The following is a 13,204-nucleotide window of genomic DNA, read 5'->3' as shown; positions in this document are numbered from 1 at the left end:
CCCATGTCGGCGGCGCGCCGACCAGCACGATCATCTGGCCCTCGGCGGCAAAGCCGACGCGGGCCATCTTCGACCAATCGGCGATCAGCCCGACGCCGCCGATGGTCGGCGTCGGCAGGATGCCGCGGCCATTGGTTTCGTTGTAGAGCGAGACATTGCCGGAGACGATCGGGAAGCCGAGCGCGCGACAAGCGTCGCCGATACCCTTAACCGCTCCGACAAACTGGCCCATGATCTCCGGCCGCTCCGGATTGCCGAAATTGAGATTGTCGGTGGCGGCAAGCGGCAGGGCGCCCGTTGCCGTCAGGTTGCGCCAGCATTCGGCGACGGCCTGCTTGCCGCCCTCATACGGGTCGGCCTCGCAATAGCGCGGCGTGACGTCGGAAGAGAAGGCGAGCGCCTTGGTTGGATGGCCTTCGACGCGCACCACGCCGGCATCGCCGCCTGGGAGCTGCAGCGAATTGCCCTGGATCAGCGTGTCATACTGCTCCCACACCCAGCGGCGCGAAGAGAGGTCCGGTCCGCCCAGCATCTTGAGCAACGCGTCAGCGACGTCGGCCTTGGGCGCGTCATTCGCTGCAAGCGGCGCCGGCTTCTTCGTTTCGACCCAGGGGCGGTCATATTCCGGCGCCTGGTCGCCCAGTTCCTTGATCGGCAGGTTGGTGACCTCGTCGCCGTGGTGCAGCACGCGGAAGCGCAGGTCGTTGGTGGTCGTCCCGACGATGGCGAAGTCGAGGCCCCATTTGCGGAAGATCGCCTCGGCTTCCTCCTCTTTCTCGGGGCGCAGCACCATCAACATGCGCTCCTGGCTTTCCGACAGCATCATCTCGTAGGCGCTCATGCGCTCCTCGCGCACCGGCACCTTGTCGAGGTCGAGCTCGATGCCGAGATCGCCCTTGGCGCCCATCTCGACCGCCGAGCAGGTCAGGCCGGCGGCGCCCATGTCCTGGATGGCGATGACCGCGCCCGACGCCATCAGCTCGAGGCAGGCCTCCAGCAGGCACTTTTCGGTGAAAGGGTCGCCAACCTGTACGGTCGGCCGCTTCTCCTCGATCTTGTCGTCGAACTCGGCCGAGGCCATGGTGGCGCCGCCGACGCCGTCGCGCCCGGTCTTGGCGCCGAGATAGACGACCGGCAGGCCGACGCCCTTGGCCTGCGACAAGAAGATGGCGTTGGTTTTGGCGAGGCCGGCCGCGAAGGCGTTGACCAAGATGTTGCCGTTGTAGCGGGCGTCGAAATTGACCTCGCCGCCGACGGTCGGCACGCCGAAGGAATTGCCGTAGCCGCCGACACCGGAAACGACTCCAGCAACCAGGTGCCGGGTCTTGGGATGGTCAGGCGCGCCGAAGCGCAACGCGTTCATCGCCGCAACCGGTCGCGCGCCCATGGTGAAGACATCGCGCAGGATGCCGCCGACGCCGGTCGCGGCTCCCTGATAGGGCTCGATATAGGAGGGGTGGTTGTGGCTCTCCATCTTGAAGACGACGCAGTCGCCGTCGCCGATGTCGACCACGCCGGCATTCTCGCCGGGCCCCTGGATAACCTGCGGGCCGCTGGTGGGCAGCGTGCGCAGCCATTTCTTGGAAGACTTGTAGGAGCAGTGCTCGTTCCACATCGCCGAGAAGATGCCGAGCTCGGTGAAGCTCGGCTCGCGGCCAACCAGATCGAGGATGCGCTGGTATTCGTCGGGCTTCAGCCCATGCGCGGCCACGAGCTCGGGGGTGATCGGCACGGAATTGGATATGGTCATGAGCGGCGATTGGTATCCGTGGAAGAGGGGGGCTTTTTCTGAGTCTCCTCTTATCGCAAGCTTTCGAGCGATACACCCCCAAAGCACGACGAAAACGCCGGAAAACCGCTGCGCCGGCACCGGCCGGTAGCGCGAGGCGCTTAGGAAAGGACAGGTCAGGAAAAACTGTCGTAGCCGGCGCGGCCCTCGTCGAGCAGGCGGCGGATGACCGCGACGCCACCGGCGACATCCTTGCTTTGCCGGGGTTGCGAAACACCGAAGCGGACGCCGTGGAAGACTTGCTCGGAACGACCGGCCTTGAACTCGTCCTCGTCGTCGATGAGCAAGCCCTGCGCCAGGCAGGCATTCTTGAAGGTGCCCGAGAGCCAAGGATCCGGCAAGGTGAGCCAGACGAAGGGCACATTGTCCCGTGCCTTGAAGTCAAAGCCAGCCAGCGTCTCGCGCACGACATGGAGACGAGCTTGGATCTCTGCAATGCAGCGCTTGCGGATATCGCTGGCCTGGCCGGACATCACCAGCCTTGTTCCGACCTCCGCCAGCAGAAAGGGCAGCCCGCCGGTCATCATCTTGTGCGCCACGCGGATGCGGTGGCGGTAGGCGGGCGGGCAGGACAGCCAGCCCCCGCGCACGCCGGCCGCTACCGACTTCGACAGGCCGCCGGCGACGATCGTGCGCTCAGGGGCGTATTCGGCGAGCAGGGGCGTCGGATCGTCGGTCAATTCGCCATAGAGATCATCCTCGATCAGGACGACATTGTACTCGCGCGCTATGCGCGCGATCGCCTGGCGCCGCTCCGCCGACAGCGTCACCAGCGTCGGGTTCTTCGCCGTCGGCATCACGAACATCATCTTCGGGTGTTTCTGGGCGCAGACGCGTTCGAGATCGTCGGGATCGAGACCTTCATCGTCCGCCGACACCAGCGCGGTACGGCGCCCGATCAGACCGGCGCTGCGCGAGATCTGCGAATAGGTCAGATGCTCGAAGACGATCGTGTCGCCAGGCGTGGTGAGCGCCGCGATCGCCGCCATCACCGCCGCATGGGTGCCAAGTGTCGGCACGATCGAATCGGGCGAGGGGTGGAAGGAATTGCGCTTGAGCCAAAGGCCGCCGGCCTCGAACCAGCGCTCGGGGAAATCCCTGGTATAGCTTGAAATGTCGTGAGGGTGCTCCTCCGCCGTCCGCGCCAGCAGTTCGGCAATCAGTGCGCCTTGCCCGACATCGGGGGCGGCGGTGCTGTCGAAGCGCAGCTTGCCGCTCGGCGCGTCGATGAGCCGCGTTCCGAGCGCGGCGGGCTGCAGCTCGGGCTTGGGGCTCTCCGCGCGTTGCGCGAGCACATAGGTGCCGCGCCCGACCTCCCCACTCACCAGCCCGCGCTCGCGCAGCAACTGATAGGCCCGGCCGACCGTGCCGACCGTAGTGCCAATGTCGTAGGCGAGGTCGCGCTGCGGCGGCAGTTTTGCACCCGCATCGATGACGCCCTTGTCGATATCTGACTCAATGCTGTCAGCAAGGCGCTGATAGAGAGGGCCGGAACCGGAAGCGAGGTCTGGGAGCCAATTTGTCATGGTGACAATTTTTTATATTGCATCGCGAGACGAGTCAATCGATATGAAAACGCGGGTAACTAGGGTACAATTGATAGAATTGGCTGATCGCAAGATGAATACAATTGATACATTCCGTTATGACAGCGCCGAGTTGCACGGCCGCCCGTCGGAGCGCCGCGGGTTCGTTGACCCGGTCGTATTCGTGCTTCGTGCCATCGCCAGGCAAATCGACCGAATGCTGGAACGCCGTCGCGGACGCCTTGCGCTCTTGGAGATGACCGACGAGCAGCTCAAGGACATCGGCATTTCGCGCTGCGACGCCCATCGCGAAGGTATCAGGCCGTTCTGGGGCTAAGCGCGTCGCGACGCCCTTGATTGTTGCGATGCATATCAAATCGCTGCGCGGTTTGGGCATACATCGACCGCGAACAGAGCTTCGACGGTATCTTGATTGACGAGCGCGAAAACCGACCGTCAATCTTGCATTTGCAGGAATTGGCCTACGGCCGAGTCACGCGGCAGCGGCGCAGGATGGATTGCCGGCCTGCCAGCGCGCGATGTCGGAGCCTATACGCGCGCCCAGCGGTTCGGCCATCAACGGCCCGAACACGTCCACTTTGCGGGAATTGCCTTGTGCTTGCACGACCAGCAGCGGCTTACCGCCATAGTGCTTGGCGGGCACCAGCAGGAAGCGCGGCGTGCCGCTGTAGGAGTTGAGCTCGTTGGCCATCTGATAGGGCTTGAAGGCCGGGTCCTTGCTGGCGATCCAGCACTTGTGAGCGGCGATGGCGACCTGCTCCATGGCAAGCAGGGAAGCGCTCTTGCCAGAGGGGGGCGGCGTGGTCTTCGAGCCGGACTGGCAAGAGGCGAGCGCAAATCCGGCGGCGGCCAGGAGAGCAAGGCGAGCAATCGTCAGTCTCATGGTCAGGCCGCCCCGTTGGTCTGAAAGAATGGTCTGAAGGAATCGTCTGAGAGGATCAAGCGGCGATGCCAAGCGCGCCTTCGAACAGCGCCCGGCCGTCGCTGCCGCCGTGTGCCGCCTCGATCAGGTTCTCCGGGTGCGGCATCAGACCGAGCACATTGCCCTTCTCGCTGACGATGCCGGCGATGTCGTTGATCGAGCCGTTGGGATTGGTGCCTTCGGCATAGCGGAACACCACCTGGCCTTCGCCTTCGAGGCGCGCCAGCGTTTCGGCGTCGGCGAAATAGTTGCCGTCGTGATGAGCGACCGGTGAGCGAATGATCTGGCCGGGCTGATAGCCGCGGGTGAACATCGTGTTGGCGTTGGCGATCTCGAGCTTCACGTGCCGGCAGACGAATTTCAGCGAGGCGTTGCGCATCAGGGCGCCGGGCAGCAGCCCCGCCTCGACCAGGATCTGGAAGCCGTTGCAGACGCCGATCACCATCACGCCCTTGGCCGCCTTTTCGGCCACTGCCCGCATCACCGGCATGCGCGCGGCGATCGCCCCGCAGCGCAGGTAGTCGCCGAAGGAGAAGCCGCCGGGAATGGCGATCAGGTCGACGTCCGGGATTTCGGTGTCGGTTTGCCAGACGGTCGCCGGCGCCTGACCGGAAATCTTGGTCAGAGCCGCGATCATGTCGCGGTCACGGTTGAGCCCAGGCAGGAGGACGACGGCTGATTTCATTTGGGTCGTAGGGCCTCTGGTTTTCGGCGAGTTCGCTGGTGATGCACGCGCTACAGGAGCCTGTACATCAAATCGCTGGTGGCTTCAGGCATAACCTCTGCGCTGCAACCTCAGGTAATAGCCACACTATAATTCTCAATCACCGTGTTCGCCAGAAGCTTGTCGCACATGGCCTTGAGGTCGGCTTCGGCCTTGGCTTTGTCGGTTCCGGTGAGCTCGATGTCGAAGACCTTGCCCTGCCGCACCTGGCCGACGCCGTCGAAGCCCAGTCCTGAGAGGGCGTGCTCGATCGCCTTGCCCTGCGGGTCGAGAACTCCGTTCTTGAGGGTGACGGTGACGCGGGCTTTCATCGATACTCCTGAGTGATCGGTAGTGCGGGGGGCAGGCACGCCGTTTCCGGCAGGCCCGCGCTGGCAGTCAGTGCTTCGTGCTCTTCGAGGGCTCGGAAGAGGCAACGAGCACCGGGCCTGTCGGGCGCGGCGGCTCGTTCTCGTTCATGATGCCGAGGCGGCGGGCAACTTCCTGGTAGGCCTCGACCAGCCCGCCCATGTCGCGGCGAAAGCGGTCCTTGTCGAGCTTGTCCTGAGTGGCGACGTCCCACAGCCGGCAGGAGTCCGGCGAGATCTCGTCGGCGACGACGATGCGCATCATGTCGCCCTCGAACAGGCGGCCGCACTCGATTTTGAAGTCGACAAGCTGGATGCCGACGCCCAGAAACAGGCCGGAGAGGAAGTCATTGACGCGGATAGCCAGCGCCATGATGTCGTCGATCTCCTGCGGGCTGGCCCAGCCGAAGGCGGTGATGTGCTCTTCCGACACCATCGGGTCGTCCAGCGCATCGGCCTTGTAGTAGAATTCGATGATCGAGCGCGGCAGAACCGTGCCTTCCTCGATGCCCAGGCGCTTTGCCAGCGAGCCGGCGGCGACGTTGCGCACCACCACCTCGAGCGGGATGATCTCGACTTCCTTGATCAGCTGCTCGCGCATGTTCAGCCGGCGGATGAAATGGGTCGGGATGCCCATACGATTGAGGTGATTGAAAATGTGCTCGGAGATGCGGTTGTTGAGCACGCCCTTGCCGTCGACCACCTCATGTTTCTTCTTGTTGAAGGCGGTGGCGTCATCCTTGAAGAACTGGATCAGCGTCCCGGGCTCAGGTCCTTCATAGAGGATCTTGGCCTTGCCTTCGTAAATGCGGCGGCGATTTTTCATCTGATTTTTTCTCTGGATTGGCGGGCAGGCGGCAAGCGACCGAGTACCTGTCCGTCTGCCTAAATTAGTTGTGGCGACGGGTGCGTTCAATGCCGGTGTCTATAGCAATCGTAATGTTTGCTCAATCGGCAAATCCAGCCGATCAACCGCTTTCGGAACCGAAATGCCGCAGCGCAGCATGGGACGTTGCATATTGACCGGCCCGCGACCTTTTGGTTTGTGCTGGGTAAGCACACATATTCATAGCCAAGCGAATCGATTTGATCGGAGGGACGCATGAGCAGCATGAAAGACCGCGAAGAGGGCTTCGAGCGCAAATTCGTCTTCGACGAGGAGCTCCGCTTCAAGGCCTCGGCGCGCCGCAACAGAGCGCTCGGCCTGTGGGCCGCCGAAAAGCTGGGCAAGAGCGGAGCCGATGCCGAGGCCTATGCCAAAGCGGTAGTCGTCTCCGACATCGAGGAGGCCGGCGACCATGACGTCTTCCGCAAGATCCGCGACGACTTCGACGCCGCGGGCGTCAACCAGTCGGACCATCAGATCCGCCGCACCATGGACGAGCTGATGGCGCAGGCGATCGAGCAGGTCAAGAACACGTAAAAATTGTTGGACCAATCGACCGCCCGGCTCAGCCGGGCGGTTTTCTTTGCCTTGCCGCCGTTTCCGGCTGAGACTGCGGACGTTACCAAGGAAGTTCCGATGTCGCTCAAGTCCCGCCTGGCCGCCGACGAAACGCTGTTCACCGCCTGGTCCGGCGTGCCGGACGCGCTGACGGTAGAAATCATCGCCAAGCAGGGCTTTGATGCCGTTACCCTCGACATGCAGCATGGCGGCCACCACGAGGACAGCGTGCTGCGGGGCCTGGTGCCGGTGCTTGCCGCCAATAAGCCGGCGCTGGTGCGCATCCCGGTCGGGCGCTTCGACATGGCGAGCCGGGCGCTCGATTTCGGCGCCGAGGCGGTGATCGCGCCGATGGTCAATTCCGTGGACGACGCCAGGCAGTTCGCCGCAGCGATGAAGTATCCGCCGATGGGCGAGCGTTCCTGGGGCCCGACCTATGCCTTCCCGCGCCATGGGAAGGGTGACCATGCCGAGTGGCTGCGCGACTCGAACCAGCGCACCATGGCCTTTGCCATGGTCGAGACGCGTGCGGCGTTCGAGGCGCTGGATGGGATCCTCGAGACGCCCGGCATCGATGGCATTTTCGTCGGGCCGTCGGATTTCTCGATCGCCTGGTCGAACGGCACCACCGTCAATTCGACGTTGGAAAGCATGATGGAGACGGTCGCCTCGATCGCCGAGCGGACGCGCAAGGCCGGCAAGCACGCCGCGATCTATGTCATCGAGCCGGCCGTTGCCGGCCGCGTCGTGTCGATGGGCTACCGCCTGCTCGCCATGGGCTCTGACCACACGCTGATCTCGCTCGGCGCCAGGACGCTGCTGAAGAGCATGCGGGATTCGATCGGCGCCTGAGGCGCCGGCGTTTCAAGGCTCCTTCAATTCCGTCAGGAACTTGGCGAAAGTCATCGATCCCTCCGGCCAGGGGCCGAAGCCCGCGTCCTGGTTGAGATGGCCGGCGTCGCCGGCGTCGATGAACAGCGAACCCCAGGCGGCGGCGATGTCCTCGGCAACCTCAAAGGCGCAGAACGGGTCGTTGCGGCTGGCGATCACGATCGACGGAAAGGGCAGGGGCTCGCGCGAATAGGGCCCGAAGGTCATCAGGTGCCTCGGCCTGATCTCCGGATTGGCGACATCAGGCGGCGCCACGAAGAAGGCGCCCGCGACCGGCTTCTGGAATTGCGGGATCGCCTGCACCGCCGCCGCCACACCCAGCGAATGCGCGACGATGACTACCGGCCGCTCGGCCTCGTTGACAGCTTTCGCTACGCTTGCCGTCCAGTCCTCGCGCACGGGTTTCGCCCACTCGGCCTGCTCGACCCGGCGCGCCGTCGACAATTTCGATTGCCACCGGGTCTGCCAGTGCTCGGGCCCGGAATTGGTGTAGCCCGGTATGATGAGAATATCGGCGTCCTTGACTTTCATGGCGCCGATGTAGCGAGCGCCCCTGTCTGATGCAACCGGCCGGTGGGATGCAGTGGCATCACAAAGGTGAACAACGTGTTCGATTCTTTCAACCTTGTGTGAACGATGGTGATGAACGATCTGGAGGGGGAACAGGAATGACTAATAAACGTCGGCGCGACTGCCCATCGTGAGATCGGCGCCCGAACGGAGAGTGTGATGAGCGAACTGCCTTTTGCCGCGACCACCCCGGTCAGCGTCGCGCGTGTCGGGTTGAAGGCGCGCGATGCCGAAAACCTTGCCGCCTATTATCGCGCCGTCGTCGGCCTGCAGGAGTTGAACCGCGCCGATGGCGCGATCACCCTCGGTGCCGCGGGACGCCCGCTGCTGGTGCTGGAGCAGGATGCCTCGGCGAAGCCTGACGACCCACGCAGCGCCGGCCTGTTCCATACTGCGTTCCTGCTGCCGTCGCGCGCCGATCTCGGCCGGTGGATCAGCCATGCCGCCGCCAAGCGGATCGGCATCGAAGGCGCCTCGGACCATCTGGTCAGCGAGGCGCTCTACCTCACCGACCCTGAAGGCAACGGCATCGAGATCTACGCCGATCGCCGTCCGCAGGATTGGAAATGGAACGGCGACAAGATCGCAATGTCGACCGAGCGGCTGAACCTCCCCGCGGTCGTCGCCAGCGTGCCCGTCGGTGATGCCGGCTGGCAGGGAGCGCCGGAAAACACCATTGTCGGCCATGTCCACCTGCGCGTCGGGCGTCCGGAAGACGCCGAAGCGTGGTGGCATGACGAATTCGGCTTCGACACGGTCGCCAAATATGGCGGTCAGGCGGTGTTCCTGTCCTCCGGCCACTACCACCACCATATCGGTGCCAATTCCTGGCGCAGCGCCGGCGCCGGCCGCCGCGATCCCTCTCGCTCGGGCCTCGCCTGGGTCGAAATGCGCTCGGATAACGTGAAGGCCGAGACGACGCGTGAAGATCCCTGGGGCACGGTGATCAGGACGGTGCCTGGCAAGGCTTGACTAGGGCTGCGCCACGCTAGCGGGCGCTTTCACTCGGACTCAAGCCTCTCCAAACACCCGCTTGAAGATCGTGTCGACATGCTTGGTGTGATAACCGAGGTCGAACTTCTCGCGGATCTCGGCCTCGGGCAGTGCCGCTGTCACGTCCTTGTCGGCAAGCAGCTCCTCAAGGAAATCAGCGCCTTGCTCCCATACCTTCATGGCGTTGCGCTGCACCAGGCGATAGGCATCCTCGCGTGACACGCCAGCCTGCGTCAACGCCAGCAACACGCGCTGCGAGTGGACCAGGCCGCGGAACTTGTTGAGGTTCTTCTCCATGTTCTCGGGGTAAACGAGCAGCTTATCGACGACGCCGGTCAGGCGTGCCAAGGCGAAGTCGAGCGTCACCGTCGCGTCCGGTCCGATCATGCGCTCCACCGAGGAGTGCGAGATATCGCGCTCGTGCCACAGCGCCACATCCTCCATGGCCGGCATGGCGTAGGAGCGGACCATGCGGGCAAGGCCGGTGAGATTCTCGGTCAGCACCGGATTGCGCTTGTGCGGCATCGCCGACGAGCCCTTTTGTCCCGGCGAGAAATATTCTTCCGCTTCCAGCACCTCGGTGCGCTGCAGATGCCGGATCTCGACGGCCAGGCGCTCGACCGACGAGGCGATCACGCCGAGCGTAGCGAAGAACATCGCATGGCGGTCGCGCGGGATGACCTGAGTCGAGACCGGTTCCGGCTTCAGGCCGAGTTTCTTCGCCACATGCTCTTCGACGTAGGGATCGATGTTGGCGAAGGTGCCGACCGCGCCCGAGATGGCGCAGGTGGCGATGTCTTCGCGCGCGTGCAGCAACCGCTCGCGGCAACGCGAGAATTCGGCATAGGCCAGCGCCAGCTTGACGCCGAAGGTGGTCGGCTCGGCATGGATGCCGTGGCTGCGGCCGATGGTGATGGTATCCTTGTGCTCGAAGGCGCGGCGCTTCAGGGCCACAAGCAGCGCGTCAATGTCGGCAAGCAGAATGTCGCTGGCGCGAGTCAATTGGACCGCAAGGCAGGTGTCGAGCACGTCCGACGAGGTCATGCCCTGGTGAATGAAGCGGGCGTCCGGTCCGACGAATTCGGCGAGATGGGTCAGGAATGCAATCACGTCATGCTTGGTGACGCGCTCGATCTCGTCAATCTTATCGACGTCGAATTTGGCCGCGCCGCCCTTTTCCCAAATGGTCTTGGCGGCTTCCATCGGGATGACGCCGAGCTCGGCCAGCGCATCGCAGGCATAAGCCTCGATCTCGAACCAGATGCGGAACCGGGTTTCGGGCGACCAGATGGCGACCATTTCCGGCCGGGAATAGCGAGGGATCATGGTTTCTTAGTCCTGCTGGGAGAAGCTTTGGCCGCGTCCTAACAGAGGCCGGCTTAATGCTCAACGCCGCCGGCGTGCAAACCAGATGCTGGCGGCGGCAAGTGCGGCAAAGCCGAACGGAAAATAGAGCCGGATGCCAAGGACGACGAACTGGTAGAGCGCAGCGAGGATCGTGAACACGAACTCAGACGCCCAGGTCCGCGTGAAGGCCGGCGCGTGCCACTCGGCGTAGTAAGAACGGTATTGCAGGGCAAACAGCCCGCCGGTGAAAGCGAGCGTCGCGCCGAGCAGGCATACGAAAGCTGCGGCGAGCGCGGTTTCCCAGTGGCGGCCGCGCGATACCAGCGCGGCGAACGTCAGCCCGACCGGAAAAGCAAGCGCGCCGCCGAGCGCATACAGCAGCACGACGAAGCGGGCGCTGTCCGGCGTCTCCCAATAGTACAGATTGAGGAAAGCGCTCGCCGCCATCGCAGGCCCCCACAACAAGGCGCCGACAATTGCCGTGCCTGCCGAGGGCAGAGCGTCGCGCAGGCGGTTTGCCAGGCGCAGACGCAAGGAGGCCGGCTGCAGCGAGGTTACGGTCACTGGGCCGCGTTCCGCGGCGAAAAGCGGTTCGGCTTGCCTGGTGGCAACGCTCCCTGTCTCATTGGCGTCATGGCTATCACGCCATGGTGAACAAGACGTGCCGCTCGATGCATCCAATCCGGCGGCCGTTTGTTATTGTGGGCGCCCGACAGGGACGCGCGGCCACCCACCGGAGGGACCAGCATGACCGTCGATGTCAGTAAGATACGCGAGCATATGGAAGTAGTCGGCGCCGATGGCGTCCATGTCGGCACCGTCGACAAGGTCGAGGGGCAGCGCATCAAGCTGACCAAGGCCGACAGCGGCATGGGCTCGCACAAAGGCCACCACCATTACGTTCCGCTGGCTCTGGTCGCGGAGATCGAAGGAAAGAAGGTCTGGCTCTCGGCGAATTCGGACGTCGCGGTGACGTTCGAGGAAGAGAAGTCCGACCCGACCTGACCGACGTCCAGAACTCTAGCGGGACGACCAGACCGGAAAGAGATCGCCGTCGGCCGGCCTCGCCGCGTGGACGCCGCGGCTGACGGCGCGGGCCATTGTAGACCCCGCTGCGGCATAGAGATCGATCGCTGCATCGGCGCTGAGTTCGATGCCGCTCCTGCCGGTCGCGAGCGCAAAGACGAGATCGCCGTCGGCCGGTGTGTGCGTCGGCCAGATGGCGCGGGCAAATCCGTCATGCGCCGAAATCGCCAGCCGTTTGGCGGCCGACTTGGAAAGCACGGCATCGGTCGCAATGACGGCAATCGTCGTGCTGGCGCCCTCTGGCGGTTCCCCTGCGCGCCCGTCGCGGTACTTCAAGAGTATCTTCCTGGCGTCTTCCGGTATCGGGTCGGGATAACCCAAGCCGCCGAATTCATCGCCGATCTCGAAGGGAGCGGCCCAGAAATGGCGGCTGCGTCCGACCGTCACCGAACCAGTCGGGTTGACGGCGGCGAGCGCGCCGATGGTGACGCCGCTGTCGAGCATCGTCGAGGCCGAACCCAGCCCGCCCTTCAGACCGGAAGTCAGCGCGCCGGTACCGGCGCCGACCGTACCGAGCGGGAAATCGGTCGTTGTCGCCTGAGCCGCCTCGTAGCCAAGCTCGCGATAGGGCGGGTAGCGGCCCCAATCCTTGTCGCCGCCATTGCGCAGGTCGAAGAGGATCGCGGCCGGCACGATCGGCACGCGAAAACCACCCACCTCGACGCCGATGTTTTTCTCCCGCAGCGCCGCCTGGACGCCGGCCGCGGCATCGAGGCCGAAGGCCGAGCCGCCGGACAGCACGACTGCGTGAATGGTCGCGATCGAGTTTTGCGGCTCGAGCAGGTCGGTCTCACGCGTGCCCGGTGCGCCACCCAGCACCTGGACTCCGGCCACCGCCGGCTCCTCGCAAAGCACTACCGTGACGCCGGATTTCAGCCTGGCGTCGGCGGCATTGCCGACGGTGAGTCCGGCGACGTCGGTGATCAGGTTGCGTGGACCGGTGCGGAACATCAGTTTTCCTCCAGCGGCACGAAATGGGAGCCGTCGAAGCGGAAGGCGCGGAATGGGTTTTGGCTGAGATCACCCTTTTCGTCGAAGCGGACGGTACCGATAGCGGTCGCGAAATCATGGTCGGTCAGCGTCTTGGCGAGCGGCTTGCCGGAGCTTTCTGCGTCGACCGCTGCCGCCTTGGCGACTTCCACCGCGGCATAAGCCGGCAGCGTGTAGCCGTCGGTCACGATCTTCCTTTCGCCAAAGGCCTGCACGACCTTGGGGTCCGCGACTTCTGACCACTCCGGCAACGCGATCATCAGTGTGCCGGCCGCATAGGGCACATCGCCGGGTGGCGTGCGCAGCGTCTCGCCGCCGGCGAAGGTGATGCCGGCATTGAGCGAGGCAGCGTCGCGCCCCATGATGGCGATGTCGTCGCCGTCGCCGCCGGCAAACACTTTCGTAGCCCCCGCTTTCTTCAGGCGGCCGATCAGCCCGATCTGGTTGTCGAGCTGCGGCCGGAACGTGTCGACGAAGACCGGTTTCAGCGCCGCCTGCTCGGCGGCCGCGCGGAAAGTCTCTGCGATCTCTCGGCCATAGATGGTGCCGTCATC

The 13,204-nt window shown here is 64.3% G+C and carries 15 protein-coding genes and 1 pseudogene; 5 read left to right on the top strand and 11 right to left on the bottom strand.

Going from position 1 to position 13,204, the window contains the following annotated elements; genetic code table 11:
* Both purL and EOA32_RS22775 read right to left on the bottom strand, forming a co-directional pair.
* Positions 1–1,750: phosphoribosylformylglycinamidine synthase subunit PurL (gene purL / locus EOA32_RS22780; protein WP_128372947.1), on the bottom strand; the 1,750-nt coding region annotated here is incomplete at its 3' end.
* A gap of 155 nt (positions 1,751–1,905) precedes the next feature.
* Positions 1,906–3,315 carry a PLP-dependent aminotransferase family protein gene (locus EOA32_RS22775; protein WP_128372946.1) on the bottom strand — a complete coding sequence of 470 codons (1,410 nt, stop codon included), beginning with the start codon at positions 3,313–3,315 and terminating at the stop codon, positions 1,906–1,908.
* A 94-nt stretch (positions 3,316–3,409) separates the two neighbouring features.
* Here EOA32_RS22775 and EOA32_RS22770 point away from each other — a divergent pair, with 94 nt between their 5' ends.
* Entirely contained in the window at positions 3,410–3,652 is a 243-nt protein-coding gene (locus EOA32_RS22770; protein ID WP_128372949.1) for a DUF1127 domain-containing protein, read from the top strand.
* 156 nt (positions 3,653–3,808) lie between these two features.
* Here the strand turns inward: EOA32_RS22770 and EOA32_RS22765 are convergent, their stop codons facing one another.
* The 4 genes from EOA32_RS22765 to purC all read right to left on the bottom strand — a co-directional run bounded on the left by EOA32_RS22765 (position 3,809) and on the right by purC (position 6,155).
* Positions 3,809–4,219 carry a hypothetical protein gene (locus EOA32_RS22765; protein ID WP_128372945.1) on the bottom strand — a complete coding sequence of 137 codons (411 nt, stop codon included), beginning with the start codon at positions 4,217–4,219 and terminating at the stop codon, positions 3,809–3,811.
* Positions 4,220–4,274: 55 nt separating this feature from the next.
* A complete protein-coding gene (gene purQ / locus EOA32_RS22760) occupies positions 4,275–4,943 on the bottom strand; it encodes a phosphoribosylformylglycinamidine synthase subunit PurQ (RefSeq protein ID WP_067328327.1) in 669 nt (222 codons plus the stop codon).
* A 110-nt stretch (positions 4,944–5,053) separates the two neighbouring features.
* Positions 5,054–5,293 (bottom strand): phosphoribosylformylglycinamidine synthase subunit PurS, encoded by a 240-nt coding sequence (gene purS / locus EOA32_RS22755; protein WP_066995172.1) that lies wholly within the window; start codon positions 5,291–5,293, stop codon positions 5,054–5,056.
* A 67-nt stretch (positions 5,294–5,360) separates the two neighbouring features.
* Positions 5,361–6,155: a phosphoribosylaminoimidazolesuccinocarboxamide synthase gene (purC, locus tag EOA32_RS22750; protein ID WP_040969563.1), complete on the bottom strand. Its 795-nt coding sequence runs from the start codon at positions 6,153–6,155 to the stop codon at positions 5,361–5,363.
* 276 nt (positions 6,156–6,431) lie between these two features.
* Here purC and EOA32_RS22745 point away from each other — a divergent pair, with 276 nt between their 5' ends.
* Together EOA32_RS22745 and EOA32_RS22740 are read left to right on the top strand one after the other, a co-directional pair.
* On the top strand, positions 6,432–6,752 hold the full coding sequence (locus tag EOA32_RS22745) for a DUF1476 domain-containing protein (RefSeq protein ID WP_128372944.1): 321 nt from the start codon (positions 6,432–6,434) through the stop codon (positions 6,750–6,752).
* A gap of 99 nt (positions 6,753–6,851) precedes the next feature.
* Entirely contained in the window at positions 6,852–7,625 is a 774-nt protein-coding gene (locus EOA32_RS22740) for an HpcH/HpaI aldolase/citrate lyase family protein (RefSeq protein WP_095779612.1), read from the top strand.
* Between the two features lie 12 nt (positions 7,626–7,637).
* Here EOA32_RS22740 and EOA32_RS22735 read toward each other — a convergent pair whose 3' ends face one another.
* A complete protein-coding gene (locus tag EOA32_RS22735; RefSeq protein WP_128372943.1) occupies positions 7,638–8,195 on the bottom strand; it encodes an alpha/beta hydrolase in 558 nt (185 codons plus the stop codon).
* A 198-nt stretch (positions 8,196–8,393) separates the two neighbouring features.
* On the opposite strand from EOA32_RS22735, the gene EOA32_RS22730 reads away from it, so the two are divergent.
* Positions 8,394–9,206, top strand: a complete 813-nt coding sequence (locus tag EOA32_RS22730) for a VOC family protein (RefSeq protein ID WP_128372942.1) — start codon at positions 8,394–8,396, stop codon at positions 9,204–9,206.
* A gap of 39 nt (positions 9,207–9,245) precedes the next feature.
* Here EOA32_RS22730 and purB read toward each other — a convergent pair whose 3' ends face one another.
* Together purB and EOA32_RS22720 are read right to left on the bottom strand one after the other, a co-directional pair.
* A complete protein-coding gene (gene purB / locus EOA32_RS22725; RefSeq protein WP_066995184.1) occupies positions 9,246–10,553 on the bottom strand; it encodes an adenylosuccinate lyase in 1,308 nt (435 codons plus the stop codon).
* Positions 10,554–10,613: 60 nt separating this feature from the next.
* Positions 10,614–11,102, bottom strand: a complete 489-nt coding sequence (locus EOA32_RS22720) for a hypothetical protein (protein ID WP_245299596.1) — start codon at positions 11,100–11,102, stop codon at positions 10,614–10,616.
* A gap of 219 nt (positions 11,103–11,321) precedes the next feature.
* Between EOA32_RS22720 and EOA32_RS22715 the strand changes: the two genes are divergently transcribed.
* Positions 11,322–11,579 (top strand): DUF2171 domain-containing protein, encoded by a 258-nt coding sequence (locus tag EOA32_RS22715; RefSeq protein ID WP_066995318.1) that lies wholly within the window; start codon positions 11,322–11,324, stop codon positions 11,577–11,579.
* Between the two features lie 15 nt (positions 11,580–11,594).
* On the opposite strand, the gene EOA32_RS22710 is transcribed toward EOA32_RS22715, so the two are convergent.
* Both EOA32_RS22710 and EOA32_RS22705 read right to left on the bottom strand, forming a co-directional pair.
* Positions 11,595–12,611, bottom strand: coding sequence for a P1 family peptidase (locus EOA32_RS22710; protein WP_128372941.1), 1,017 nt, complete (start codon positions 12,609–12,611; stop codon positions 11,595–11,597).
* A pseudogene (locus tag EOA32_RS22705) lies at positions 12,611–13,204 on the bottom strand (ABC transporter substrate-binding protein); the annotation flags it as partial. The pseudogene EOA32_RS22705 and the gene EOA32_RS22710, both read right to left, overlap by 1 nt.

It is taken from the genome of Mesorhizobium sp. M1A.F.Ca.ET.072.01.1.1 (genome assembly GCF_004023325.1).
Lineage (GTDB): Bacteria > Pseudomonadota > Alphaproteobacteria > Rhizobiales > Rhizobiaceae > Mesorhizobium.
Note: the sequence above shows the minus strand (reverse complement) of the source record. Positions and strands in the feature narration are given on the sequence as shown.

Coding starts and splice junctions, on each gene's coding strand:
- purS (WP_066995172.1), bottom strand. CDS start 5,293: ATGAAAGCCCGCGTCACCGTCACCCTCAAGAACGGAGTTCTCGACCCG.
- EOA32_RS22710 (WP_128372941.1), bottom strand. CDS start 12,611: ATGTTCCGCACCGGTCCACGCAACCTGATCACCGACGTCGCCGGACTC.
- EOA32_RS22740 (WP_095779612.1), top strand. CDS start 6,852: ATGTCGCTCAAGTCCCGCCTGGCCGCCGACGAAACGCTGTTCACCGCC.
- EOA32_RS22770 (WP_128372949.1), top strand. CDS start 3,410: ATGAATACAATTGATACATTCCGTTATGACAGCGCCGAGTTGCACGGC.
- EOA32_RS22715 (WP_066995318.1), top strand. CDS start 11,322: ATGACCGTCGATGTCAGTAAGATACGCGAGCATATGGAAGTAGTCGGC.
- EOA32_RS22745 (WP_128372944.1), top strand. CDS start 6,432: ATGAGCAGCATGAAAGACCGCGAAGAGGGCTTCGAGCGCAAATTCGTC.
- EOA32_RS22775 (WP_128372946.1), bottom strand. CDS start 3,315: ATGACAAATTGGCTCCCAGACCTCGCTTCCGGTTCCGGCCCTCTCTAT.
- purQ (WP_067328327.1), bottom strand. CDS start 4,943: ATGAAATCAGCCGTCGTCCTCCTGCCTGGGCTCAACCGTGACCGCGAC.
- purC (WP_040969563.1), bottom strand. CDS start 6,155: ATGAAAAATCGCCGCCGCATTTACGAAGGCAAGGCCAAGATCCTCTAT.
- EOA32_RS22730 (WP_128372942.1), top strand. CDS start 8,394: ATGAGCGAACTGCCTTTTGCCGCGACCACCCCGGTCAGCGTCGCGCGT.
- EOA32_RS22735 (WP_128372943.1), bottom strand. CDS start 8,195: ATGAAAGTCAAGGACGCCGATATTCTCATCATACCGGGCTACACCAAT.
- EOA32_RS22765 (WP_128372945.1), bottom strand. CDS start 4,219: ATGAGACTGACGATTGCTCGCCTTGCTCTCCTGGCCGCCGCCGGATTT.
- purB (WP_066995184.1), bottom strand. CDS start 10,553: ATGATCCCTCGCTATTCCCGGCCGGAAATGGTCGCCATCTGGTCGCCC.